Annotated in this window: 21 protein-coding genes; 13 read left to right on the forward strand and 8 right to left on the reverse strand. The window is 36.7% G+C overall.

Going from position 1 to position 24,857, the window contains the following annotated elements:
• Positions 1-1,560, forward strand: coding sequence for a tetratricopeptide repeat protein (locus ACPF63_RS20485; RefSeq protein ID WP_426481115.1), 1,560 nt, complete (start codon positions 1-3; stop codon positions 1,558-1,560).
• Here the strand turns inward: ACPF63_RS20485 and ACPF63_RS20490 are convergent, their stop codons facing one another.
• The 6 genes from ACPF63_RS20490 to ACPF63_RS20515 form a co-directional block, all read right to left on the reverse strand.
• The gene (locus ACPF63_RS20490) at positions 1,561-2,472 is read right to left on the reverse strand and encodes a hypothetical protein (protein ID WP_426481116.1); all 912 of its coding nucleotides are present in this window, start codon (positions 2,470-2,472) and stop codon (positions 1,561-1,563) included. It lies immediately after the preceding gene.
• A gap of 11 nt (positions 2,473-2,483) precedes the next feature.
• On the reverse strand, positions 2,484-3,296 hold the full coding sequence (locus tag ACPF63_RS20495) for a hypothetical protein (RefSeq protein ID WP_426481117.1): 813 nt from the start codon (positions 3,294-3,296) through the stop codon (positions 2,484-2,486).
• Between the two features lie 10 nt (positions 3,297-3,306).
• Positions 3,307-4,167, reverse strand: a complete 861-nt coding sequence (locus tag ACPF63_RS20500) for a hypothetical protein (protein WP_426481118.1) — start codon at positions 4,165-4,167, stop codon at positions 3,307-3,309.
• A 242-nt stretch (positions 4,168-4,409) separates the two neighbouring features.
• Positions 4,410-4,571, reverse strand: a complete 162-nt coding sequence (locus tag ACPF63_RS20505) for a hypothetical protein (protein WP_426481119.1) — start codon at positions 4,569-4,571, stop codon at positions 4,410-4,412.
• 52 nt (positions 4,572-4,623) lie between these two features.
• Positions 4,624-5,895: a DUF4113 domain-containing protein gene (locus ACPF63_RS20510; protein ID WP_426481120.1), complete on the reverse strand. Its 1,272-nt coding sequence runs from the start codon at positions 5,893-5,895 to the stop codon at positions 4,624-4,626.
• A 193-nt stretch (positions 5,896-6,088) separates the two neighbouring features.
• Positions 6,089-7,672, reverse strand: coding sequence for a Na+/H+ antiporter (locus ACPF63_RS20515; RefSeq protein WP_426481121.1), 1,584 nt, complete (start codon positions 7,670-7,672; stop codon positions 6,089-6,091).
• Positions 7,673-7,876: 204 nt separating this feature from the next.
• On the opposite strand from ACPF63_RS20515, the gene ACPF63_RS20520 reads away from it, so the two are divergent.
• From ACPF63_RS20520 to ACPF63_RS20575, 12 genes are all read left to right on the forward strand, one after another.
• On the forward strand, positions 7,877-8,377 hold the full coding sequence (locus tag ACPF63_RS20520; protein WP_180564948.1) for a M15 family metallopeptidase: 501 nt from the start codon (positions 7,877-7,879) through the stop codon (positions 8,375-8,377).
• Between the two features lie 256 nt (positions 8,378-8,633).
• A complete protein-coding gene (locus ACPF63_RS20525) occupies positions 8,634-9,671 on the forward strand; it encodes a patatin-like phospholipase family protein (RefSeq protein ID WP_047380237.1) in 1,038 nt (345 codons plus the stop codon).
• A 233-nt stretch (positions 9,672-9,904) separates the two neighbouring features.
• Positions 9,905-10,075, forward strand: coding sequence for a hypothetical protein (locus tag ACPF63_RS20530; protein ID WP_175627173.1), 171 nt, complete (start codon positions 9,905-9,907; stop codon positions 10,073-10,075).
• 227 nt (positions 10,076-10,302) lie between these two features.
• Positions 10,303-11,061 (forward strand): leucine-rich repeat domain-containing protein, encoded by a 759-nt coding sequence (locus tag ACPF63_RS20535; RefSeq protein ID WP_077413403.1) that lies wholly within the window; start codon positions 10,303-10,305, stop codon positions 11,059-11,061.
• An 11-nt stretch (positions 11,062-11,072) separates the two neighbouring features.
• Positions 11,073-11,699, forward strand: a complete 627-nt coding sequence (locus ACPF63_RS20540; protein WP_180564946.1) for a leucine-rich repeat domain-containing protein — start codon at positions 11,073-11,075, stop codon at positions 11,697-11,699.
• A 65-nt stretch (positions 11,700-11,764) separates the two neighbouring features.
• Positions 11,765-13,939 carry a hypothetical protein gene (locus ACPF63_RS20545; protein ID WP_426481122.1) on the forward strand — a complete coding sequence of 725 codons (2,175 nt, stop codon included), beginning with the start codon at positions 11,765-11,767 and terminating at the stop codon, positions 13,937-13,939.
• 5 nt (positions 13,940-13,944) lie between these two features.
• Positions 13,945-17,742, forward strand: a complete 3,798-nt coding sequence (locus ACPF63_RS20550; protein WP_426481123.1) for a hypothetical protein — start codon at positions 13,945-13,947, stop codon at positions 17,740-17,742.
• 61 nt (positions 17,743-17,803) lie between these two features.
• The gene (locus tag ACPF63_RS20555; protein ID WP_426481124.1) at positions 17,804-20,536 is read left to right on the forward strand and encodes a hypothetical protein; all 2,733 of its coding nucleotides are present in this window, start codon (positions 17,804-17,806) and stop codon (positions 20,534-20,536) included.
• A 9-nt stretch (positions 20,537-20,545) separates the two neighbouring features.
• Positions 20,546-21,097: a hypothetical protein gene (locus tag ACPF63_RS20560; RefSeq protein ID WP_426481125.1), complete on the forward strand. Its 552-nt coding sequence runs from the start codon at positions 20,546-20,548 to the stop codon at positions 21,095-21,097.
• Between the two features lie 116 nt (positions 21,098-21,213).
• Entirely contained in the window at positions 21,214-22,134 is a 921-nt protein-coding gene (locus ACPF63_RS20565; RefSeq protein ID WP_426481126.1) for a helix-turn-helix transcriptional regulator, read from the forward strand.
• Between the two features lie 53 nt (positions 22,135-22,187).
• Positions 22,188-22,802 carry a hypothetical protein gene (locus tag ACPF63_RS20570; RefSeq protein ID WP_426481127.1) on the forward strand — a complete coding sequence of 205 codons (615 nt, stop codon included), beginning with the start codon at positions 22,188-22,190 and terminating at the stop codon, positions 22,800-22,802.
• The gene (locus ACPF63_RS20575) at positions 22,803-23,234 is read left to right on the forward strand and encodes a nucleoside deaminase (protein WP_426481128.1); all 432 of its coding nucleotides are present in this window, start codon (positions 22,803-22,805) and stop codon (positions 23,232-23,234) included. It begins immediately after the preceding gene.
• A 157-nt stretch (positions 23,235-23,391) separates the two neighbouring features.
• Here ACPF63_RS20575 and ACPF63_RS20580 read toward each other — a convergent pair whose 3' ends face one another.
• Both ACPF63_RS20580 and ACPF63_RS20585 read right to left on the reverse strand, forming a co-directional pair.
• A complete protein-coding gene (locus ACPF63_RS20580; protein WP_426481129.1) occupies positions 23,392-23,919 on the reverse strand; it encodes a GNAT family N-acetyltransferase in 528 nt (175 codons plus the stop codon).
• A 64-nt stretch (positions 23,920-23,983) separates the two neighbouring features.
• Entirely contained in the window at positions 23,984-24,742 is a 759-nt protein-coding gene (locus ACPF63_RS20585) for a type III pantothenate kinase (RefSeq protein WP_426481130.1), read from the reverse strand.
• Positions 24,743-24,857: the final 115 nt, after the last annotated feature.

A 24,857-nucleotide genomic window follows, 5' to 3' on the forward strand; every position in this document is an offset into this window, starting at 1 on the left:
ATGAAGAAAAAAATTATTTTCTTTTTCTTCCTTATTATTTCGATTTCTGCATTCCCTCAGGCATTTGATTTTGAGGGACAGTACAAATATGCCCGTACTCTGTCATCCAAGAATCCGGACAGTTCGGAAATCGTTTTGAATAGGATTATAGATTCAGCACAGAAAAAAAATCTCCCTGAATTTCTTGCAAAAGCCTATTATTTGAAATCCTTCAACAGCTATTTACAATCTGATGCTGAGAAAAGTCTTGATTTTGCAGATAAGGCCCTTAAAATATCTACCAAAAGCAATTATAATATTGGGAAAGCACTTGCATACAGAATGCAGGGAACTCAATATGCAAAGCTTGGGCTACTCAAAGAGTCTTCCACAAGTCTTCGAAATGCCCTCTCTGAAGTAAAACACAATAATACGGAAGAAGGACATGAGATGAAAGGGATGATCTTTAATTCTTTTTTGATCCTTCTTAATAGGAATCAGTATAAAGAGAAAGAGTATTACTCTAAAAGTGCCATTCAGGAATTTCAGAAGCTTAAAAATGTAACCAGGCGAAATGAACTTTTGATCTCCGCTTATACCAATATGGGGTATAATTTATCTGAAGTAAAGAAATTTAAGGACGCAAAATATTATTTCAGACAGGCGCTTTCTTTGGTGGGAGAAAACAATTATTATCTCCGGGCAAACATCCTTAATGATATCGGATTTTTGTTTTCAGGACAAAATAAGCCGGACAGTGCGGTGCTTTATTATAAGAAATCTCTGGCAATTGCAGATCAGTATGGTTTCAATGAAAAAAAGATTGAGATTACTAAAAATCTTGAAGAAGCTTATGCTTTGCTTCACGACGATTCCAACACGGAGAAATATAAAATTGAAAATCTTAAATTAAAAGACAGCATTGCTTACAACAAAGCAATGGCCGTCAATAACACATTATCCAAAAAAGAAGAAAATTTTCATCAGCAGCTCAATGAAAGTCACTCTACTTCAAAAGGGCTTATCATAGCCTGCCTTGCTTTAATAATTATTTTAGGAGCTGTTATTTTCAATACTATCCGTCTTCGTAAAAAGCATAAAGAAGCTGTTGCCAAAATTTACAAAGAAGGTATTTCTCCAGTTGTTTATGAAGAAGATCCCCAGGAAGTATCTGAGGATATTCAGACAAAAAACTCCCCTACTCCGACAGAAATAAAAATTTCGCCTGAAGTAGAGGAAAACATATTACACGGACTAAAAATATTTGAGGAAAGTCTTGAGTTTAACAACAAGAACATTTCTCGTTATAATCTTGCAAACACACTGAATATCAATACAAAATATCTTTCTGCAGTTATTAAAAAACATAAGAAATTTAATTTCAACCAATACATTAATCACCTGAGAATCAATTACATTGTCAACCAACTAAAAAACGAACCGCAGTACAGAAAGTACAAGATTAATCACCTTTCTGAAATCACGGGTTATTCTTCTCACAGCGCTTTTTCTCTTGAATTTAAGAAGATCACAGGGCTGCATCCGTCTGCGTTTATCAAAACACTGGATGAAATCTCCTGATTACTGTTCCGCTATTGTAAGATTATTATAGCCGCCGGTATTATTTAATGAAAAATTGGCAACGATTGAGTTATTTAAATTAAACCAGATGTAAGGCATCAGTCTCTGCCCTGCTGTCATGTAAAATGAGGCGGTACAGTTACTTCCTGCATCAATATTTCCTACACTGTTTGAGGACATGGTATTGACACATTTTACCGTATTTACAATATTGGTGACGGCTAATCCCGTTGTATTATCATAAAGCTGCCAGATCGCTTCTATCTGAATAGGATTTAAAGGATCCGTAGTATAATTAATTGCTAATGGGGCAAGATCTGTTGTGAAAGAAGCTACATAAATTCCGTTGCGGGGTGCGGTAAAGATACCAGTAGCAGCATTGAAATTGGTACCGGAATTACTTTCAAAAGTTTTACTCCAGTCTACAAGATAATTACTTGCCCTGTTTTGTAAACCTGCAGTTATTGTTGGAATAGACGGAGTTGCCAGCTTTACATTATTGTTGGTTTTGGCTGCAATAACGATTACTTTATTATTTGTGGGCTGTGCTGTGAGCAAAGGAAGCCATTCATTTCCATTAGAATATTCCACTCCGCTGTTATAACGTACGGCTCCTTCATCGGCTGCAAGTGCAGTGAGTGAAGAAGTTCCAAAGCCAATGGCTCCATTTCCGGAATTCCTGGCGTCAACTTTCGCGACCGGGATGAGCGTTCCCGCTCCTATTTTTCCGGCGCTGCTCACAAGAATATCATTACTCTGCTGAGCCGGAGTAAATGTCGATCCTGAAACAGGATTATCTTTTTGTCCGTCAATATGCAGAATACCCTGTGGATTTGTAGTATTGATTCCAACCTGTGAAAATACACAGTGGAAGCTTAAAGTCATTACAATCAGTAAACAATTTTTTTTCATCATCTGTCTTTTTATAATCCGAAAATACTTAAAGAAGTAAGTGTAGCATCAGTATCCAAAGTTTTTGAACTTCCCAGTTTCTGATTCAGGCTTACCGTAATATTGTCCCCCTGGTTCAGGTTAAAAATTCCTGAACAGTTTCCCGCAACACGGTTTCCAATGCTATTGGTTCCGGGGTAACTTCCTACACATTTGAACACTTTATTGGTGGTGGAAGATGTTGAATTGGTCTGAATCAAAGTCTCATACCTTGAATCATTTGCAATACTTCCGGAGGCCAGCGAAAAGGTAAAGGATACAATGTACACTCCTGTTTTTGAGGCTATAAAGGTTCCTGTCCCAGCATTAAAGCTGCTATTCACATCCGTCTTTTTAGTCCAGTTGGTAACAGGAGCCTGTATTCCGTCAGCAAAGCTTTGTACCGAAGGGTTTTCTGCATCTACAAAATCATTGGACGTTTTATGGGCCAGTGTGATCCATGAGGTTCCGTTAGAATAGCTCAGATCCTGTGTTCCTGAGTTATACCTCAGCGCTCCGGCCTTAGCGGCAGAAGCAGACTGTGAAGTTCCTCCAATTCCTATTGCATTTAAACGTTCATTTGATCTAAGGTCCAGTCTTGTTTTTGGGGATTTTGTTCCTGCTCCTACATTTCCGGCGGGAGTAATAACTACATCATCATAATAACTGGAAGGTATTGAAGCGTTTGTGTTTTTCTGTCCATCTATGTGTACCGCTCCTTCCGGGGCAGACATATTGATTCCTACCTGAGCCTGCATCCACATGCCGTAACCAATAAATAAAGCCAGTATTAATTTTTTTCTCATATCAAGTGTGTTATTGTTCTAAAATAGAAAGATTTACAAAGCCATAATCATTGCTTGCAGAAGTTAGATCTGTTCTAAGGCTTAGATTACCATTATAAACAGACTGGTAGATATAGGGCTGAAGTGTATCGCCTTTATTCAGTTGAACTCCGGCCACACAAGAACCTGCAACCTGTGCCTGTTTTGAAATATTGGAGAAAGATTTCACGCATTTTTTAACAGTACTGTTTCCGTTCACTACATATCTCGCTTCCGAAAAATAGCCTGAGACTATAGGGATTCTCACAAAATCATAGGTAAAAGAAACAAGATATACTCCGGTTCTTGGCGCTGTAAAAACACCTGTTCCGGGAGTAAAGTTTGCTGTAGGATCAGAAATTTCTGTCCATCCGGCAATGCCTGTAGAAACCTGATAAGGAATTTTAACGGCAAAATTCGCTGCCTGAAGATTGGCTACCACGAAAGCTTTGGTGGGAGAAGAAATAAGATCCTGCCATACAATGCCATCTGAGTACTGCATTTTTCCGCCATTCAGCGGATTATATCTTACAGCGCCTCCACCTGCTGATGAAGCTGGCTGACTGGTCTCTCCTATTCCGATTGAATTATCTGTGTTAGCTGCAGACCGTGTATCTATCTTAACAGCAGGAGATAATGTTCCAATTCCTATTTCTCCTGTAGAAGTTATGACAACATCATTAGCTGCCTGTGTGTTGGAAGGAACTCCGGATAGGGGATTATCTTTTGCCCCATCCACATGAAAAGCGGTTTGAGGGTTTGAGGTATTAATACCAACTTGTGCTTTTGAATGACTTATGGTAAAGCACAAGGAAATCAGTATTCCCTTCATCCAAATACTTAGATTCTTCATTTAATTTGTGGTTTTAAAACGTGTACAATTCTCGGTCAAAGATAAATGTAAAAGCACATCACCTACAATAGCCGCTTTTAAACCACAAACACATAAAACACTGAAAACAAGACAAGTAAACGTTTATTTCACATTATCAAAATACGGAATTTTACTATTTAAAATAAAACCATCACTCTGTTTTATGAGAAATTTTTAAATAATTTCTACTTTTTAAAGAAAAATATTATTGTGAGGCGTCATTAGAAAAAAGACTGAAGGTCATGAATAAGTTCGTTATAGGATATTTTTTCTCCGGATTTCAATATTTTACCTGTCCCGAGTTCTTCAATAATGATGTCATAATGATTGCTTTTAGAATAGTGATATGTTGAAATATAGATAACGATATTTCCTTTTTGCAATCCTAAAGCTGTAGTATCTAAAATAAACAGAATTTTTGAACCAGGAATAGTTTTAATGAAACCTGAAGTTGGCTTCCGGCAGTGTATTATTTTTCAGGAAAGCTTCATATTCCGGAGACAGCTTTGCACGTCCAAAGGTGTTTTCACCACTCATGCTTCCAAGACGGACTTTATCCTTCCCATATTTTCTATTCATAGCATCCATAGCTTTCATCACGGGAAGATGCTGGTTTTGTATGTCTTCTTCAAAAAGACTTATTTGTCTCTGATCTTCGGGGACAAAATCGTTCACCATCACTCCTGCTCTTTTATAATGAAACCCGTCTCTGTAAATGGCTTCAAAAAGTTCATTCACCACTCTTCCTAATAAGATTGATGAATTCGTAGGATTGGAAAGAATCCGGGTCATTGCATTTCTGTATTCAGGAAGATCTTTCCTAAAGCGGTTGGTCTGTACAAAAACAGTAATCATTTTACAACAGGTATTCTGCTTTCTTAGTCTTTCTGAACAGTACATTCCAAAAGTTTCTACCCTTTCTCTTACTTCTTCTTTTTTCGTAAGCATCTGCATAAAGCTTCGGGTAACAGCAATAGATTTTTTAGGAGAAGGAGCGTCCAGTTCCAGCTGACGAATTCCCTTCAGTTCATTGATCATCCTTACTCCATGAATTCCCATAATCTTCCGGACCCATATTTCAGGTTTCTGAAGAAGATCCCAGGCTTTATGGACACCACAGTCATTCATTTTGACGGCCAGCCTTCTTCCGATTCCCCACACGTCTCCGATATTAAGCCACTTCAGTGCCTTTTCAATTTTTTCAGGAGTATCCATAATATAAACTCCATTAAAATTATCCGGAAATTCTTTTACGATTCTGTTCGCAACTTTGCATAAAGTCTTAGTGGGAGCAATTCCGATACTTACAGGAATATTTTCTTTCTCATCAATTTCTTTTTTGATTTTAGAACAATATTCATACATATCGATATATTTAAATCCTGTTAAATCAAGAAAAAGCTCATCAATACTGTAGACTTCATAATCAAGAACATAGGACTTGGCAATATTGATCACCTGCTGGCTTTTATAATTATACAATTCAAATTTTGCAGAAAAACTTTTCACATCATGTTTTTGAAAAAGCTCCTTGTATTTGAATGCCGGAGCTGCCATAGGAATTCCCAGATCTTTTGCTTCTTTACTTCTGGATACAACACACCCGTCGTTGTTGGAAAGAACCACAACGGGTTTGCCCTCAAGATCAGGATCTAAAGTCCTTTCACAGGAAACAAAAAAATTGTTACAGTCTACCAGAGCGTACATGACAATTGTATAGTAAATATCTATACAAAATTAGAGCTTTTAAAGAATAAAATAATTTTTTACACTATAATTAACATCATATTTAACAACCTGAAAAACAAATGGATAAAATTTTTAAATACGACATGTTTTGTCGTATTAGTGCTTTAATTTTGTTTTCAAAAACATTATTATTCAATAACCATCGTACAGATTAAATCATTTTTAACCGCTCTTCTTCAAGATCAATCTGATAAAGCTGATGACGAATAATACTTTCATCAATAGAAACATCTTTATTGAGTTCTGCAAGAAACTGTCTCTGGCTTTCCAGCATCTCAAAAAAGATATCTTTTGTTTTTTCATTCATCCATTCGGTATCATTGACCTCTATTTTTTCTTCCCAGTGTTTCAGCATCCGTTCTAATCCGGCATGACTGTTCAGTTCGTTTTCATGTTTACTTTTAAGAAAATGATAGATGTGCTGCTTCAGCTTATGTTTTATTTCTTCCCTGACCTGTTTATCTTTTTCTTCATCAGTAAAGTCATCAAACACATGCCCATATTTGATAATATACGGCAGTGTAAGGCCCTGTACCAGTAATGTAAGCAAGATTACAACAAAAGTAATAAACAGGATAAGGTTTCTGTTGGGGAATGGAAGTCCGTTTTCAAGAGTGATAGGAATTGCCAATGCAGCAGCTAATGAAACAACTCCTCTCATACCTGTCCATCCAAGCATAAGAGGCATCAAAAACCGCCTTTTTGCAGAAGATGCCCGCGGTGCCACACTTGGCCGAAAAATCAAAGTGGTCAGCATTGCAGCGTATGCACTTATTATTCTGGCAGCAATCAGAATGGCTGTTATTAAAACGCCATATTGGATAGCAATTTTCAAAGGAATTCCTTCTGACCGTAATCCACCCACGATTTCGGGAAGCTCCAGTCCTATAATTAAGAATACAATACCATTCAGGATAAATACAAAACTTTCCCACACACTATATCCTCTTATACGACTGCTGCTGTTTAAAAATATCATCCTTTTAGCTGACATATAGAGACCTCCACAGACAACTGCTAAAACTCCGGAACAGTGAAACTGCTCGGCCACCCAATACATGAGATAAGGTTCAATAAGTGTGAGTGCAATATCAGATGAAGGTTCTGTAGGAAGACGTTTATGAGCCTGAACAAAAATCCAGGCCAGCAGCAAACCAATTCCCGCCCCTCCTATAATCATCCATAAAAAGTCTAAGGAAGCTTCCTGCCATACAAATTGTCCGGTTCCTACAGCAATCAAAGCAAAACGGAATATAATCAATGAGGACGCATCATTCAGCAAACTTTCTCCTTCCAGAATAGCGGATGTAGTAGTTGGTATTTTTACAAATTTCATAATGGCACCTGTACTTACCGCATCAGGAGGAGACACTATTCCACCCAGCAGAAATCCTAAAGCAATAGTAAATCCCGGAATAAAATAATTAGCTGTTACAGCTACCGCCAATGCTGTAAAAAAAACAACCAGAAAAGCAAAACTCCCGATAATACGCCACCATCTTTTCATCTCTTTAAAAGAAATAGACCATGCTGCTTCAAATAATAAAGGAGGTAAAAAAATAAAAAATATAAGATCCGGATTGATCTTTACAACCGGCAAACCGGGTATAAAAGAAACAAAAAGCCCAAATACAACAAGTAAAATAGGATAAGCAATTTTTAATCTGGCAGCCCACATATTGAGTAATACAATAGCCGCTACCATAGCAAGTAAAAAGGGTAAGATGGTATGCATTTGAAATTGTGTTTTTTATGCACCATATTTACTAATTCTATTTGATTTTTAAAAATTTAAAAACAATTTTTTCTTATTTTTTTATACTTAAAAGATGACCGTAATCTTTTTTACTCCAGGTAAAATGTTATAGAAATTTAAATAAAACACGTCAAGTTCCGTCGCTTCCGCGCTATACCTTTGTCCTATAACAAAATAAGAAATATGGACAAAGTAACCTTAGAACGAATTCAGAAGCTTCACCCAATGGTAAGAGATGAAGTAAAGCAGATTATACAAGAATGTGATGAAGCACTTACCGGAAAAGCCAAGATACGAATCACTCAGGGATTAAGATCTTTTGAAGAGCAGGAAAAGCTTTATGCGATCGGAAGAATTACCTCAGGAAAAAAAGTGACCAATGCTAAGGCAGGACAAAGCATCCACAATTATGGTCTGGCCGTAGATATCTGCCTGATAATTGGCGGAAAAACGGCAAGCTGGGATACGGCAAAAGACTGGGATAATGATAAAGTTGCTGATTGGTATGAGTGTGTGAAAATCTTTGCCCGCCATGGCTGGGACTGGGGTGGAAACTGGAAAACCTTCAAGGATCTTCCCCATTTCGAAAAAAAGAATATTCCCTCTAAAAAAGGTCCTGTAAAAACCAGCTGGAGAACGCTCTTGAAGATGCCTAGAGATAAGCAGAATTATGTTGTTTTTTAATTCTTATTGATTTAAAATTTAAAAAACACAGGCATCATAACTCTCTGGTTTAAAGTCCTCTTTTTTGATAAAATTAATTAAAATTATTTATAATACGACAAGTTCTGTCGCTTCCTCCGTCTATATTTGCTTTATAAGAAAACACAAAAAAAGCAATCCTTATAATAAGCTGAAACCAATAGATATTTTTCGGAAATCTATTGGTTTTACTTGTCTAAAGCTGCTAAATGTTTCTTAAAAAAATGAAAAAAATAACATGAAAAAGACAACCATTCTTTCTTTGGACGGGGGCGGAATACGAGGAATCATCACCTGTATTATTCTGCGCTACATAGAAGAACAGCTCCAGTATTATGATAAACCCACAGCAAAGCTTGGAGATTATTTTGATCTGGTGGCAGGCAGCAGTACCGGAGGTCTGATTGCTTCTATTATTCTATGTCCCGACGAAACCCGAAAAGCAAAATATTCTATTCAGAAAGGACTAGAATTATATGCGGAAAAGGGCGGCGATATCTTCCAGGTTTCCTTTTGGGAAAAACTGGTTAATCCATTCGGATTATTGAATGAAAAAATTCCACAGGAATCACTTGAAAGGAATTTAAATGACTTTTTTGGAAATTTAGAACTAAAAGAATTAATAAAACCATGTTTAATAACAAGTTATGATATTGAGAACAGAAGGGCAAAGCTTTTCAACTCATGGAAAGCCAACCTCAGCACAGATAACTTCTATGTAAAAGATATCTGTAGGGCGACTTCGGCTGCTCCTACCTATTTTAGTCCGGTGCAGATCAAATCTATGTATGGACAGATCTTCAGCCTGATTGATGGAGGGATGTTTGCCAATAATCCTGCCCTTTGTGCTTATGCAGAAGCAAGAAAAATTCCTTTTGCAGAGGTTTTAAAAAACCATCAGAAAGCCAACCAACCGGGTGTAAATGATATGATTATTGTTTCTATCGGAACAGGAATTGAAGCCAGACCTTATTCTTTTAAAAGGCTTCAAAAATCGGGAAAAATTGGCTGGGTAAGCCCAATTATTGATATTTTAATGTCTGCCAATGCAGAAACAGTAGATTATCAGCTGGAACAGATGTTTCAGACCCTTGGTTTGAGAAATCAGAAAAACTATTACCGTCTGAATCCTTCACTGAAAAACGCTTCTCCTGCAATGGATAACGTAAGAAGGTCTAATATTGAAAATCTGATACAGGCCGGGCTGAGTTATATTGATGACAACAGAGAAACTTTGAATCAGATTGTTCAAAAACTCATCAAAAACAAAATATAAGCTTTGAACCTTATAACGGCCCAATATAAGCTTTGAAGATTATATTTAAAAATTAGAAAATATTTTTTAAACACGTCAAGTTTTGTCGTTTCGCCCCACTACCTTTGGAGTATCAGAAAGACACAAAATAACAATCCATAAAAACTTTTAAAAAGCCTTTGAATTCAACATCCACTTATGCTGAACAGCCTGAAATATGTTCAAAATATAACCAACACATTAGAACACAAAACATGGAAACACCAGATCATAAAACAGATATACTCTTCGATGAAGATCTCTATACCATAGAATGGAGCGATATCGAAAATGCTGAGATAGATTATGAAAACTATCTCAACACTATTGAAAACTTCTTCAGAGAAGATTTTGAAGAAGGTATACTTGAAGAAGATACTTTTTAAATAAAATAAAACACGACAAGTTCTGACGCTGTCCAGCACTACTTTTAATTCTCATTAATACGCGCACAGCAATCTCATTAAACATTCTCAACATCTTTGAATTCACCATTCACAAAATGCTGGACAGCCAGAACTATGTCTGAAAATATAGTATAAAAGCGGAGTCTGTTTCACCAAAAACAGAATATAACAATCAATTTATTAACCAACAAATCACACATCGTTTTATGAAAACAAAAGAAGAATTAAAAAAATATTTCGAAAACGGAGACATTCCAGTGCAAGAAGAATTCTGGGAATGGCAAAACTCTTATTGGCATAAAGACGAGAAAATCGACATGAGAAAAGTCTCGGGACTTGAAAATGGTACATACAATATCATTTATGCTGACATGGATAAAGATAAAAATGCTTCAATGGGCTTTTTTTTAAAAAGAAAAGTAATCATACCATCCGGAGCTTTAAGAATCCCTAATTATTTTACAATGGGCGCCATAATAACAGAGATACAAATACCAGAAGGAATTATAAGTATTGGTGAGAATGCTTTTTCAGGTTCACAAATTACTTCCATTACCATCCCTGACAGTGTCACTGAAATTCAGAACCTGGCATTTGCGGGCAACAAAATAACCTCCCTCCGGCTTCCTGAAAATCTATCCGTGATTGGCTATGGTGCATTTGCGGGCAATGAACTTACAGACCTTATCATTTCCCAGAATCTTAAAATTATTGAAAAATCCTTATTCAGCTCTAATAAACTTACTTCCGTAACCCTACCTGATGGTGTTACAGAAATCAGAGAGTATGCATTCGGAAACAACCTTCTTATGGCGGTACAAATCCCCAACAGTGTTCTCAATATTGAGTCGGGAGCATTTTCAGGCAACAAACTGACAGAAGTAATATTAGGAGAAAACACAAAGTATCACATGTATTCTTTTGATCCTGAAGTTACAGTAACCGGAGGACAACTTATCAATTAAACCTTAAACAAATGAAAACAAAAGAAGAATTGAAACTCTATTTCGAGAATGGAGATATCCCAAAGCAAGAAGATTTTTGGGAATGGCAGGATGCCTATTGGCATAAGAGTGAAAGGCTAAACAACTCCTCATTGGATTTAATAATTTACGACGATTTCTCTTACTCTCCCACAGATAATACAGAGATTACCGGTACAGAATCTACAATAGTTTTTCCCGAAGGAGTCAAAATCATTGGAGGTTTTTCCTTTTCAATGCCCATCAAACGTATATCAAAAATTGTATTTCCAAAATCTCTGGAAAGAATAAGAACAAGGGCATTCAATGCACAATATCTGAAAGGGACTTTGACCATTCCCGGATCTTGTAAGATCGTAGAATCATATGCTTTCGCAAGTGGGGTTGCCAGTGTATCAAAACTTGTATTGGAGAATGGCATTGAAACTATTGAAGACGGAGCATTTCAATTATCAGGAAGTCCTATAACATTTTTAGACATTCCCAATTCGGTAAAGTTTGTAGGAAAAAATGCATTTGCTATTTCCTCTCTTCAGACCGTTGCAAAACCCGTGGGATTGGATATTACCGAAGCAGGTATTCCGGCAACAGCAACTATTCTGGACAGGTTCACAGAATAATGATGTAATTCCAGCAATACTTTCTCAAAAAAGCAATTGTTTAAACTTATCAATCAAAACAAAAAATGAAAACAAAAGAAGAATTAAAAAAGTATTTCGAAAACGGAGACATTCCGGTGCAAGAAGAATTCTGGGAATGGCAAAACTCTTATTGGCACAAAGATGAAAAAATTCCAGCAGATAAGTTAGACTATGATCTGTCTCAAAAAGCAGATTCAGATGCTTCCAATCTAAGCCCACAAAATGTTGAGCTTTGGAAAAATAAAATCGAAACTCAAACTGCTATTCAGGCTCCACAGCTGAATGGAAATATCTTAACGGTATTTTATACGGGAGAGAATGGAGTGCAGCAAAGTAAATCAGTAGACTTAAGCAGTTTGGCAACCCGTGATATCAGTATTGAGAATGCAGCATATGATGCCTCTCAAAACATCATTACCATTACCCAGAATGATGGATCAGCCTTTCATATCAATCTTTCGGAATTCAGTATCACCCCGACTACCAATTCAGATGGAAGTGTGACCTTATCTCAGGAAGGACAGGAAAAAGTCACTCTGAAAAAAGTAGCTGTAACAGGCAGTTATAATGATCTTTCTGATAAACCAACTTTTAGCGGGAATGATAATTTACAAAATGTAATTGACAGAGGCAACGGAACAACCAAACCTATTATTTTCCAACCGGGCGAAGGCAGAGCAGGTGAAATAAATTTCAGTCCTACAACTTACTCTTTATGGTTCGGAAATATGAATACAGATCATACCGGAACATATGGAATCGGAATCGGATACAATACTCTGCCAAAGCTAACAACCGGGCTAAGTGATATTGCTATCGGAGGTTTTGCAGGTGCAAATTTAACAACCGGAGACTGGAATACTCTTGTTGGCGTCAATAGCGGTTCGCTTTTAACGACCGGAAGCTATAATGTAATGGTGGGAACCGAAGCCGGTAAAAACTCCACATCGGCTCTCGGATGTACCTATGTTGGAGATGAAGCAGGGGTTAAAAATATTGATGGCAAGTACAATACCACTCTGGGTGTTGGAGCAGGATACTGGCTTACTCATGGGGTTCAAAATACATTTATCGGAGCTTATGCCGGTCAGAATTACGGAAAAGTTACTACTTCAGGGGCGTGGGGTTCCAATACATTTATTGGGTATAATGCTGCTTCTACCACTCATGCCATGGGTGTTTGGGGTGACAACAATGTTGTTATTGGCTGTAATGCCCCATTGGGAGGCTCAACATTCAATAAATTGGTTATTGAATCAAATCCGGTAGCAAGACGTCATGATTTTGTTACGCCTTTAATTGGTGGAGACTTTGCCGCCAGAACGTTAGATTTTGATGCCGTGGTTTCTGCAAAGAGAACTCCTTTGGCCGACAATACTTATACAAAAGTAGCTGTTATGAATGCCGGTAATGTATTTGGATATAAAAACTTATCAGATTTTACCGATTTCATTCCATTAACAGGAACGGAGACCGGAGCTCCTATGACAGGCAATATACAGTTTACAGACGAAGATCCGGAAGAAAGAATTATTTATAGAACGAACGAAATTGATGGCGTAAAAAATATCCTCGCCTTATTTCCTGAAGCTGCTATGATGTCTTCCGGTAACTTAGATGGAACCAATGCCTCTAGTGTTTCTGTAAGTAAAGAAAGTGGTGTTTTCGCATATGGTCATGGCTCTCGTTTGATGTTGAGTGACGTAGGTGCAGCTTTAAGACAAACAAACGGAGGAGGAGTAAAAGGAATTTTTGCAAGTCCGAACTTGGATGAACCTGTACTTATAGAACATGAAGCAGCAAATCCTAGGGGATTAAGCTCTAAAACTTATTTTGGGGACAATGCTGAGAAAAATGATTATATCCAGAAACAGTATGCAGATAAGCAACATTCTTACAGTACCAAAGAGGAACTAACAGGCGGAAACTGGATCAATGGTAAACCTGTTTACAAGAAAACCCTGTATCTGGATCAGATTCCAAGAACAGGTGAAATTGATTTGAAAACTGAATTCCCAGATCTTGAAACCATTATTTCCAATGAAATGTTTACAGAATGGGATGATGTAAAGGCAGCATTTGCCGGAAATCAGTGGCGTACAAAAGCTTACATCACCATCGAAAGAGAACGAGCTATAATTGAACTATTAAATGTTCCAGATTATAATTATTCTCTTATTAATTCATTTACTCTAACTCTTGAATACACAAAAAAATAAACAAAATGTCAACAGATAAGAAATCAGCATTTACCGTCGCAAAATCCTTAGTAGGAGAAGGAATTATCAATTATAAAGACACAGATACTATGAATACAACTAATAATGCATCACAATCACTTTTCAGATTTGTAAGTCTGAGAAACCCACAATTAACAGAAACCAAAGACAAAAACCTGGGATTTATCCACAGACCCAAGGGAGTAACGGGTGTTTTTGATACAGCAGTCGTAGGAAGACCAGCCAAAACACTGAAGTTTTCAGCAATGAAAAGAGCTGCTGGTGAATTTAACAATGCTGGATTTGAAAGCGAAAAGAAAATTGAGGAAGGAGCATTTAAAGACCTTCTAGTAGTCGGAAGAAAGCTTTCTAAAAAGGCGACACTAGACAGCAATGACTGGGCTTTTGTTACAGAATATTACAAAAGTCTTGTTAACACCAATAGACAGCTTAACACAGAAGGAATTGCAACGTTTTCCCTACTTTGGAATAACTATATCTATCAAATCGTTACCCAAGGAGATTTCTACATTAAAGAATCAATCAGCCACATTTTAATGGCTATCCAGCTTGGATTTGCCAGCAATCAGGATCTTACCGATCAGGAAATTATCAAGATTAATGGAGAAAATCCATTAGAAAAAGCAATGGATGGAAAAATAATACTACCAGCCATCTTATTTTCAGAAGATACTGAGACCCTTTCATTTTCTACAACAGCTAATAAGGCATCTGAACCGGTTCTGGGTGCAAAAACTATTCAAAGACTGGAATCTGAAGCCAGAGCTTCATTGGTTGCCAGCAAAGCTATCCATAGAAAAGAATCTTTAAGCACTCTGAATTCCGAACTGGAAAAACTTCAGAAAAAATTCCATAAATCCAGACATCAGACATACCAGGATGAGTATTCCAGATATATGGAAGAAAACAAAGAGCGTTTAGAACTTTATGACAAGAAGCTGGCTGAAGTAGACAGCAAAATCACTCCGGATATGTCTGAAGAAGAAAAAGAACGTCTTTATAGCAGCTTAAAGGAATATGAAGTGGCTCCTTTCGTATTTACGTACAAAAATGAAATCAATCTAGAAGATTTGCAGGCAAAGCTTTCTCCGGAATCTTTTGACCTTTTTGTTGAGCTTTTCGGTGAATCCACAATGGGATTAGTTTCTCTGGCAGAAGATACAGAAGGCCTTCAGATCCTTTCACATGACACTTTGAAAATTGGCGCTCAGACCATTGTTCTTGATGATGAAATCCAAAGCTATGCTGATGCCTTACTGGTTGTAAAAAGCAATATTACGTCTTCCATGGAAACCGCTCTGCAAAACAGCCCTCTTCCGGAACAGCAGTATGCAAATATCGGTGGAGCTTCAGTTCCTCTTATTCAAAATACTTCCAGAACTCCAATGGCATATAGTTTATATGCACACAGTTCTTTCAATGTATCCGGAAGCAGAGGATTTGTTAATTTTTCTTTTGAGGTTGAAGATGTTTCGTGGAGTGTTGCCAACGCTAAGATCACTGCCACAACAGATGCTGCCGGAACTTTTGAAGAAAATTACAGCAATATTCCTGTGGTAGACAATAAAATTACTTTACCGGCATGTTTGGTAAACAAGTTCAGAAGCAGCTTTAGTTTCAAAATAGAAATCATTTTTGATAACGGAAGCCAGGCCTATGGAGATATTGCCATTCAATACCCAAAAGAAGATCTAAACCTTACCGGAATGCTAACCTTGAAGCGTGCGGCCGTCGAAAACCCGGGAACATCTGAACCGGTAACGATCCAGAAACGTAAAAACTTTGGGATAAAAAGACTTGGGGTTGCAGATTATATGAAAGTAGTACAAAGTGTTCATGCTTATGTTCCTGGAGAAGTTTCCAATATTGAGAATGTTATGGCAAGCGAATTGAGACATAAGTCTTCCGTTTCCAGAGAATATTCAGAAATTACGGATACTACATCTAAATCCCAGGAAACAGAGAAGATGTCAGACACCTCAAAGACTTCGAGAACTGATATGCAGACCGAAGTTGCCAAAGAAATTGAGAAGCAGCAAAGTATTTCTGCCTACACAAGATTCAGCTATGGAAATGACAGTGCCATGAAGTTTGAAATCGGAGCAGACTATGCCAATAACACAGCTCAGCATGACAGCACAAGACAGGCCATGATGAAATCTCAGGAAATTACGGAAAGAGCAATGGAAAGAGTTCTGACTAAAATTTCGGAAGAAAGGGTACAGAAAATCATCAAAGAGTATACAGAAACCAATGTTCATGAATATGATAACAGAGGAAAAGTAACTAATACCGACAACGCTGAAGCTGCTCAACCTAAACACATTACAGGAGTTTACAGATGGATTGACAAGAAAATGAAGAACCAGATCTACAACTATGGTAAGCGTACTATGTTTGAGTTTATGGTTCCTGAGCCTTCAAGATTACACCGTTTGGCTCTTACTGTTGCTAAAGCTCAGGTTCTTAAAGCTCCTGTAGATCCGAGAAAAGCACCAGAACCGTGGTTAATGCAAGATCCAAAATCTGCAACTATTGTACAGATCCAACATTGGGCTCAAGAGTATGGAGTGAATTTAGAAGCTTTCCCGGAAGCAACCAAACAAGTTATTCATACTGCTTCCAGCGTTCCTCAGACAGATGACGATTTTGGAGTTGATCATACACAATTTACCATTCCGGACAACTATGCCGGAAAAAATGCAAGCTTCGCCTGCAGATCAACAAGAAACAGAGGGGGCGGATGGTCAGGATCACGTTATTCTGAAGTAATGTTCTCCAACTTAAAAGGAGATATGATAGGCCGTTCTGAACGTGGTGGAGATCTTAATTTTGATGATGGATCATCTGGTTTCAATATAACAGGTAATATATCTTTCCAGGTAAAGGGACACAATGTTAGAAGTTATACCATCAAAGTAGTAGTAAATTGTGAATTGAGTGATGCTTTTATCAATAACTGGAAAACAGAAAGCTTCAATGAAATTATTAAAGCCTATGAAGCTGCTTATACAAAATTCCAGGAAGATCAGGCAAGATTGGATGCTGAGCAGAAAGAAAAAGAAGCACAGCTTAAAGAAAGACAGGATACTTTCTACCGTTATATGGAACATGATGTATTAAAGCACAATTGTATTGCCTATTTATTACAGGATTATCTGTCTACATTAGGTCAGGAATTAACAAATGGTGCTGATGAGAAAACAACAATGGATAATTTCCAGGTATACCTGAGTGATAATCTGGATAGATATACCGCACTTGCCAAGTTTATGGAACAGGCATTTGAATGGGAAATTATGGATTATACCTTCTATCCTTACTATTGGGCTAACCGTAAGAGCTGGCAGGAGTTCTACCTGAGCGAAAGTATGGATCCTCTATTCAGAAGCTTCCTACAGGCAGGTATGGCAAGAATTATCGTTACTGTAAAACCAGGTTTCGAAGCAGCCATTCAGTTCTTCCTTGAAACAGGATTGATCTGGAACGGAGGATCTGTACCTGTAATCGGAGATCCAATGTACATGAGTATCGTAGATGAAATGAGACAGCCAACCGGTGAGCCTCAAGGTAAATACTGGATTACCAGAATCCCTACTACACTGACGATTCTTCAGGATAAATCTACAGGACTTCCCGTGAAGCAGCCTTTACCGATTTTCCCGGAAAATGATCCTAAGAATTGCGAAAACCCAGCAGAACTGGAGTTTGAAACAAGTTTCAGTTTAGATGAAGAAGCACAATTACAGCATGGAGATAAGGAAACAAGCACCTTAGATTAAATTATTCAACTGAAATGGCGGCAAAAGCCGTCATTTCTCTTTAACAATTAACACTTATAAAATGAAATCAATAAAAGCATTAGGAACTCATGACATCCCTTCATTAAAGATGCCCAAAATAACCAAAATAAGTGGTCTAGGACTTTCTCCTGAAAATAAACACAGCCTTCTGGATGAAAACGGATCTACCTATTATCACAAATTTTTAGCTTATGGGGACATTAATAAATTAGTTGATGAATATAATGATCCAAAGTTTCTAAAAAATCATACTGATGCTGATCTATTAATATTTTATTTACTGGGAAGTAAAAATGAGCTATACATTACAATAACCGGAAGATCAAAAGATTACAACAAATTACTAAGCTCTCAACAAGTTTTTAACTATAAAGGATTCAAGGATAATGTAACGTTTAAAGAATATGTAATCAATAATATCATTAACGACAGACAACAAGGATTTTCTTTTTCTCATGATGAAATTTCAACTGCTATTGATGATGCAATATCTGATTATAAATTTATTATAAGTGAGCAAAATACTAAGCAAAAGTCAAAATTTGCCATCCCCAGCCAGGTTTTGAAAAACAAGGTAAACTTAAAAGAGCAGGGCACTATAAAAGCTTTACAGGAAGTAAACAGAACCATAGCCAAAATGAGAGCGGAAGAAAAGCATGCCTACAATGAGTGGATCATTTCTAAAGCCGACCCCTATAATTATTTTTGGGTTCACCTAAATGATAATAAAGATATCTCTTTAAAAGACCTAAAACAACTCATTGCCCAGCTGAAAGATTATAAAAAGAATATGGGTGAGCTGAAAGATGGACGAATTACAAATATTGAAGATATAAATTCCTTCGTAGAACAAAATCTTACCGCAGGAGGAAGTATGTTCAAATGGTTCATTGATACTCCTTTTTTCAGTTTGGATATGGAAACCCGGAAAAAATACATCGAAATGTATTGTGAAGAAGAGTCTGCTTTCCCGAGATTTAGTATTTCAGGAGGAATTTCCAATGGAGACATTGTTGCTGCATTATTTAAAACCTGTTCCAACAAGCAGGAGCTTTTTGATATTATAATCTGTTTAGAACAAGACGGAAAGCTTTTTCATTTGCTTAATAACTTAAAATTTCAAGCATTTTCTCAAGTATGCACTATTATCACAGGGGTTTATATGACTTACATTAAGAAGGGAGAAATGAACAAAAAATATGCTGATTCCCTTGAGTTTGGCAGACAAATTTTATTTGATAACAGAACTTTTGGGGCTCATAATATTGAAGAATTTGATACAAGGCATAACAAATTAAAATTCACTACAGATCTCAATCTTTTTGTAAAAATCGGAAAAATGAGCCTTGCTGCTCCTTTTCTATCGCAAATGACAACAGAGGACTTACAGAAACCTATTTCCTGCAATCCTCTTGATATCATAAGCATTACCCCTGTAGAAGATATTGAAAAATATAAACTGAAAAAAGGTGAAATCTATCTGCTACCGGCTTGTTTTGTCTATCTCTTATATAATGAAGAAACATGGGAAACCAATATACTTGCCGCAGAAGTTACTCTACAACTAGCCTTCTGTCTTCTTGGTGTAGGAGAAATTATGGCAGCAGTAGAAGCAGGAAGTACAATTGGTGTGGCTTATTCTGCAACCGGCGTAATAATAGATGCAGGCTTTGGAGCTACTTTGTTTAAAGAATTTAGAAAAGACCATCCTGTAATTACAAAATACATCCATTATGCAATGTGGGTACGTTTAGCAACCGATTTCATTAATGTAAAAGGATTGTCACAAGAGCTCAGGGCTTCTATGAATGCAAAGAAAATTAATTTGGAGCCCTATGAAGCAACAATAGATGGAGTAAGGGTTATAAAAGGAACAAAAAAAACCTATCAACCACTTTCTATTGGACTACTTAGTGTGATTCCTCCTGCTATTCCAGCGCTTTATGCAGTACAAGGAGGACGGAAATTATTATTTTATTTACAAGGAATAAAGGAATCAATAACAGATGTTACAATTTTCTTTAAAGGAGTCGAAATTTTTTCAGGCAGTAAATCTGCTGCAAAGGAATTTATGGATAAAGCTGTAGTAGTTTATAAAAATGAGGGGCAGGCGGCCATGGAAAATTTCTTTTTTGCAAAACAAGCTTCCGAAAGAACAAGAATTTTACATTCCCAGATAACACCAGGAGATATATATGTAGGGAAGTTAATTAAAAAGAAAAACGGAGAAGGATATTTCTATGAACTTCACGAACTAAATCCGACACTACATTACAAGAAAAACTGGACCGTACATGATCAAATAAAAGAAGATCAGTTTTTATGTGATGTATATGTAGTAAAGGATAATGGTAAGGACCTGTATTCAGGTGATTTTTTTGTCCCTCCCGCTCTAAATGCTACTTTACAGGCCAATAAAGCTGACCTTTCAGACATAAGTCTGGGAAAAACAATGTATGATGATGGTTTTGTCTCATTACAGATTGACATGGGAAAGGAATTTGACGGAATCTATGGTCTTTACCAAAAAAACTCAGCATATGCTGCATATGGAGGAGAATCTGTAAATTTAACCCGTTTTAAAAAAGCAATGCAGGGAAAACCCATTACAAAGGATAACATCATAGAAGCTGTAAAACAAATTACACCTTACAAATGGGCAAAAGAAAAAGGCTTTGACAAGATTGAGTTGAAAACTAGTATGAATGAATTCAATGATCTTTTAGGAGACATTAATAAATTAGAAGAACTAAAAGTAATATATCACAAATAACTAATTATTATGAAAGAAGAAAAAGTAGACAAAATAATAGTTTCCCTGAAAGATGTAAAAAAGACCGGATTATATAACCCAGATGGAACCTATATAGGTTTTGATGTACGTACTCAGGACTATAAAGAAAACCTTGAATGGAATGATTTTGATTTTAAAAAAGAAGTTTTTGAAGAACTGTTAGGAGAAGATTTCGGAAAGAAAGACCTTTATTATGAACCAAAAACATGGGGGTTTGTTGTTGATGCATTAGAGAATAAAATTAGAAATGTTCTGAAAACCATGAAAAAAGTACCGCAAGAACATACCAAAAATCCTATGGAATATCTGAAAGCTTACAAAAATGAGCACTTTGATTCTATTACGAATCGTTCTATTTTTTATGAAGATATCAAAGAATTCTTAGGAGAATTGTATCACTATAATATTCGGGAAAATGTAAGAGATAAAAACTTATATTATTTCCAGCTTTTTTATAATCATCTAAAAAATAGTTTCGAAGAAGGGTTCCCTTTGTATATTACCGTAGCTGCTATTGAAGACCAAAACAAATATTCTTAAAAAAGATACATTAAAAGAAAATTAAAACACGACACGTTTTGTCGTATTAACCGCATATATTTGTCTTATAAAACGTTACCATGAAACGCAGTTCTGCTGCAACATAAAAAAAAGAAATGAAGAAAGATTTTTATCTGACAAGATATGCCTTAATTATTAAAAGATTAGAAAGTTCTCCAGCTACCTATTCTCAGCTGGAGGACTATCTTCTAAACTCTTTTGAATTCCAGGATGCTGAGATCAAGAGCTACTCTATCCGTACTCTTCAGAGGGATATCCGGGAGATTTCCAATCTTTTTAATCTTTCCATTCACAACAAGAAAAAAGGGGACAACCGATACTATATTGAAAGCCGCCCGATCATGGAAGTGGATGAATACAACCAAAAATTACTGGAATCTTTCCAGGTAAGCAACGCCCTGAATCTTCATCCTGATTTTTCAGATTTCATCTTTTTTGAAAGCCGCAAACCCACTGGTGTGGAGCATTTCTATGACCTGTTCTTCGCCATCCGAAATAAAAGGGTTGTAAGTTTTGAACATTACAATTACAAAAACAAACTGATGACCTCAAGAAAAGTTCATCCTTTAGCCTTAAAAGAATCCAAAGACCGGTGGTATCTTATTGCCATCGATACAAAAGATAAAGCGTTGAAATCTTTCGGGCTTGATAGAATCAACTATCTTGACGTAGCAAAAAATCAGTTTAGAGAGAAGTACAAATATAATTTCAGAGAGCATTTCAAAAATGCATTCGGAGTAATGAATCTGACGGAGCAGAAACCACAGAATATTGTATTGAAATGCAGCCGCCATCAGGGAGAATATATCAGAAGCTTCCCTCTTCATCAATCTCAGAAAGAGACTAAAGAAAATCCGGAAGAGATTTATTTTGAGTTCTTCCTCCATCCTACTTATGACTTTATGCAAGAGATTCTTTCTTATGGAAAAGAAGTAACGGTTTTGGAACCTAAAGGTTTAGTTGATGACATCCGTAATCATTTGCAGGAATCTTTGAACCGTTATCTTGAAAGCTGATTATAAAAAATATATTTCATATTTTTTGTTATATTTACATAAATATACCCTTATTGAAAACTTTATTTGTTGGCATCAGCTGCTTTATCTCCACCTTTTTTCTGGCGCAGCAGAAAGAAGAATTCAGGCTTGTAAAGAGCTATTACAACCAGCACAGAAATATGCTGAATAAAGAGTTCAAAAAAAAGTTTGATGCTGAATCCAATACGGATAAAAAAGTGGCCATAAAAGGAGATTTTCTCTTTTTCATGAAAAAAATGGACAGCATTGAAAACAATGCCTTAATCGGAGCTTTATTAAAAGTAAGAAATCTGGAAGACCTCCAAACCATCAAAAATCCTACATTCACCTCTGAAAAATTTTCTGATGCAGAAAAGATTGCAGATTATCCCGGAGGACTTAATTCTTTGAGACAGGAAGTAGCCAATCTGCTATATGTTGACGGAGTGTATTCTGTAGAAAAAATGATAAAAACAGATGTTGATTTTATTGTAGAAAAAGATGGTACTGTCAGCAATGTTCATGCACAGGGTGATAATTTCACCTTCAACAGACAGGCAGAGATTGCATTATATTCTCTTGCAGAAAAGTTTTCTCCGGCAATGCTGAAAGGTGATCCTACCACTTATCGTTTTAAACTCCCTTTAACTTTAACGATAACCGATTAAATGTTTACTGACGAATATTATATGAAAATGGCCCTGCAGGAAGCAGAAGCCGCTTTGGAAAAAGATGAGGTTCCTATCGGGTGTGTTGTGGTTTCCAATAACCGGATTATCGCAAGAGCCCACAATCTTACCGAAACCCTGAATGATGTTACCGCTCATGCAGAAATGCAGGCTATCACCTCAGCAGCAAATTTCCTTGGAGGAAAGTATTTAAAAGACTGTACGCTGTATGTAACCATGGAACCATGTGTGATGTGCTCAGGAGCACTTTCCTGGTCTCAGATTTCAAAAGTAGTGATTGGTGCAAGGGATGAACAAAGAGGGTTTATCAACAAACATCTTTCTCTGCATCCGAAAACAGGAATTATTACAGGAATTATGGAAGCAGAATGTTCTTCTATTGTTAAAGATTTTTTTAAAAGTAAAAGATAAACCTTTCTATTGAAGGAATTTGACCCGGGTTTTGGCGGACTTTAGCCCTCGCCCAATAGTTCAAAAAATAATAATAGTATAAAAAAGGCAGAGAAAATTAAAATTTCCTCTGCCTTTTATTTTTATATACTCAGGAATGTATTCATATTCCTCATAATCAGTCTTTAAAAATAGAATATCTCACTATATCAAAGTACGCTCCGTCTTTCTTTATTTCCTGTTTTAAAACAGCCTCCTGTTCCATCCCTATTTTTTCCATTATTCTTCCGGATGCCGGGTTGTGAAGAAAATGGGTCGCAAATATTTTATGAAAACCCAGGTCATTAAACCCAAAATCTACAATTGCTCCTGCTGCTTCTGTTACAAACCCTTTATTCCAGTAAGACATGCCTATCCAGTATCCCAGCTCTGCTTTATCATCATCCCTGTCATGCAGCCCAATAGCGCCTATGATGTGTCCTTCTTTATTCCGGATAGCAAAAGTATATCCTGTTTGATTATCAAAAGCTTCTTTTGACATTTTCAGCCACGATCTGGCATCATTTTCAATATAAGGATAAGGAATATTCGAGGTAAGATCAGAAAAAATCCTATGCTGAAGATATTCAACAATAAAAGGGACATCCTTTTCTTCCAGCTGTGAGAGAATCAGTCTTTCGGTTTCTATGATAGGAAATTTTTCCATTGTATTAAGGTTAAAGTTAGGTGTAAGATAAGACTTGAGTTCAACCCGGCCATAATCTTTTAATTTATAAATCTTTCCCAAGGAAATAAAGACCTTTCAATGTATGAAGCCTGTCCATCACATGAATCTTATCTGTCAGCGGTTTATAGATATGGGAAACACCTCCTGTTGCTACTACGAAACAATCGTCATTTACCTCCTCGTTGATACGGTTCACAAAACCTTCTACCATTCCAAGGAAACCATATACCATTCCGCTTTGCATACAGGTTACCGTATCTAATCCCAAAACAGATTTTGGCTTTTTCAGTTCTATATCCGGAAGCTGTGCAGTCTGATTGATCAATGAATTTAGGGAGGTTACAATTCCCGGAGCAATAATAACTCCCAGTGTCTCCCCTGTTTCTGTTACACAACTGGCTGTAAGAGCCGTTCCGAAATCTATGACAATTTTTTTCCTGTTCGGGTACAGATTATGTGCTGCCACAAGATTTGCATAGATATCTGTTCCCATCTGCTTAGATTTCGCCTGAACTCCTGAAGGAGTTGACCTATCAACAATTACAGGAGTAGTTCCGTGAATCTTTTTGATCCCGGAGCTCATTACCTTGGTAAGCTGAGGTACTACTGACCCGATAATTACTTTATCGATTTCTGTTGGCTCAATTTTATAGGTTTGATAAAGCATCAGTATCTGTACGTAAAGCTCATCTGCTGTTCTGTAAGGTTTTGTATTGATGACCCACGAAATATCACAATTATCACCATTGAAAAGACCAAATCTGATATTGCTGTTTCCTACGTTTATTACGATTGAATTCATTGATATATTTTTCAGAAGAAATTCATGATTTATAATTGAAATTCCTGCTTGATTTTGAGGGATTAAATTTAATCATTTTTATAAAAACTAGCCCCGGATCTCTTATAAATTAAGT

Source organism: Chryseobacterium sp. R2ACT005 (genome assembly GCF_049949215.1).
Classification (GTDB): Bacteria; Bacteroidota; Bacteroidia; order Flavobacteriales; family Weeksellaceae; genus Chryseobacterium.

Bases quoted from the DNA above. Each gene is read 5' to 3' on its own strand.
- ACPF63_RS20485 (WP_426481115.1), top strand. From the start codon at position 1: ATGAAGAAAAAAATTATTTTCTTTTTCTTCCTTATTATTTCGATTTCT.
- ACPF63_RS20490 (WP_426481116.1), bottom strand. From the start codon at position 2,472: ATGAAAAAAAATTGTTTACTGATTGTAATGACTTTAAGCTTCCACTGT.
- ACPF63_RS20495 (WP_426481117.1), bottom strand. From the start codon at position 3,296: ATGAGAAAAAAATTAATACTGGCTTTATTTATTGGTTACGGCATGTGG.
- ACPF63_RS20500 (WP_426481118.1), bottom strand. From the start codon at position 4,167: ATGAAGAATCTAAGTATTTGGATGAAGGGAATACTGATTTCCTTGTGC.
- ACPF63_RS20510 (WP_426481120.1), bottom strand. From the start codon at position 5,895: ATGTACGCTCTGGTAGACTGTAACAATTTTTTTGTTTCCTGTGAAAGG.
- ACPF63_RS20515 (WP_426481121.1), bottom strand. From the start codon at position 7,672: ATGCATACCATCTTACCCTTTTTACTTGCTATGGTAGCGGCTATTGTA.
- ACPF63_RS20520 (WP_180564948.1), top strand. From the start codon at position 7,877: ATGGACAAAGTAACCTTAGAACGAATTCAGAAGCTTCACCCAATGGTA.
- ACPF63_RS20525 (WP_047380237.1), top strand. From the start codon at position 8,634: ATGAAAAAGACAACCATTCTTTCTTTGGACGGGGGCGGAATACGAGGA.
- ACPF63_RS20530 (WP_175627173.1), top strand. From the start codon at position 9,905: ATGGAAACACCAGATCATAAAACAGATATACTCTTCGATGAAGATCTC.
- ACPF63_RS20535 (WP_077413403.1), top strand. From the start codon at position 10,303: ATGAAAACAAAAGAAGAATTAAAAAAATATTTCGAAAACGGAGACATT.
- ACPF63_RS20540 (WP_180564946.1), top strand. From the start codon at position 11,073: ATGAAAACAAAAGAAGAATTGAAACTCTATTTCGAGAATGGAGATATC.
- ACPF63_RS20545 (WP_426481122.1), top strand. From the start codon at position 11,765: ATGAAAACAAAAGAAGAATTAAAAAAGTATTTCGAAAACGGAGACATT.
- ACPF63_RS20550 (WP_426481123.1), top strand. From the start codon at position 13,945: ATGTCAACAGATAAGAAATCAGCATTTACCGTCGCAAAATCCTTAGTA.
- ACPF63_RS20555 (WP_426481124.1), top strand. From the start codon at position 17,804: ATGAAATCAATAAAAGCATTAGGAACTCATGACATCCCTTCATTAAAG.
- ACPF63_RS20560 (WP_426481125.1), top strand. From the start codon at position 20,546: ATGAAAGAAGAAAAAGTAGACAAAATAATAGTTTCCCTGAAAGATGTA.
- ACPF63_RS20565 (WP_426481126.1), top strand. From the start codon at position 21,214: ATGAAGAAAGATTTTTATCTGACAAGATATGCCTTAATTATTAAAAGA.
- ACPF63_RS20575 (WP_426481128.1), top strand. From the start codon at position 22,803: ATGTTTACTGACGAATATTATATGAAAATGGCCCTGCAGGAAGCAGAA.
- ACPF63_RS20580 (WP_426481129.1), bottom strand. From the start codon at position 23,919: ATGGAAAAATTTCCTATCATAGAAACCGAAAGACTGATTCTCTCACAG.
- ACPF63_RS20585 (WP_426481130.1), bottom strand. From the start codon at position 24,742: ATGAATTCAATCGTAATAAACGTAGGAAACAGCAATATCAGATTTGGT.